This window comes from Herbaspirillum sp. B65, from assembly GCF_000333555.1.
Lineage (GTDB): Bacteria > Pseudomonadota > Gammaproteobacteria > Burkholderiales > Burkholderiaceae_D > Herbaspirillum > Herbaspirillum rubrisubalbicans.
Window position 1 is genome coordinate 1 of record NZ_BADI01000742.1, and the last position, 867, is coordinate 867.

Consider the following 867-nt stretch of genomic DNA (forward strand, 5'->3'; position numbering starts at 1 on the left):
CATGCCTGTGCGGCGGCCACCTCCCAAACGCGTACCGCCATTCACTGCGCACTTGCCGCCCATGCCGCCGGCGGCCCCCTCCCATCGTCAGACAAGCCCTCAGATGAACGCGCGTGCAGGTACTGCAGCGGCTCCTCGACGTGTGGCTCAGGAGCGATCCCCCATCTCGGGCAGCAGTGAACGGGCGCCCGCCAGTCCCAGCGATGCAACTCGCATGGAAGGCTGCCTCGTACTGCTCGATGGTCGAGAGCAGGGACACTCCGGGGAGGGCGACAGTCAGCCCGAGGACCGGCTGGGCAGCGCCGATGCGACACCGAATTTCGATACCGAGGCCTTGCTGGATCTGCTGCCCGTGCAGGCCCATAGTGGCGTCTTCGAGGTCATGCTGCCCAACGGCGAGACCCTGGCCGTGCTGACCGACCTGCGAGATTCCCTGGCCTCGTTCCTGTTGGCGGCCGGAAGTGACCGGCTGCGCGAGACCCTGCTCGGCAAAAGAATGGAACTGGAAAAGGGGCTGGCGCGACGTATGGGCAGAAGCGTGCGACTGGCCGTGCTCTAGCCGGCTGCCCCCTGACCCCCAGGGCAGGCGCCCACGATCAACCATGCAGCAGGATGCCCATTCATGACCGATACCGTTGCCGGCGATCTGACGAAGCAAGACCTCGGGTCTGCACCGCTGAGCGCGAATCCTCTCCTGCGCCGTGCGCCCAAGGTATCTGCCAGCCTGGCGGCATTGACGCGCAAGGTCGGACGTGGGCTGCGCATGGTGCTGCCGTCCCAGCAGGCCGAGCTGACGCTGCGCCTGGCCCCGGCGAGCCCGGGAGCGCAGGCGGCAAACGCCGCGGTCCTGCTGTCGGGGCAGCCGGT

At 67.8% G+C, this 867-nt stretch carries 1 protein-coding gene and 1 pseudogene; both read left to right on the forward strand.

Annotation, left to right across the window (positions count from 1 at the left end; genetic code table 11):
- Window positions 1-214 precede the first annotated feature (214 nt).
- Window positions 215-559 (forward strand): hypothetical protein, encoded by a 345-nt coding sequence (locus I5W_RS17325; RefSeq protein WP_017453233.1) that lies wholly within the window; start codon window positions 215-217, stop codon window positions 557-559.
- Between the two features lie 63 nt (window positions 560-622).
- Window positions 623-867, forward strand: a pseudogene (locus I5W_RS17330) (type III secretion system cytoplasmic ring protein SctQ); the annotation flags it as partial.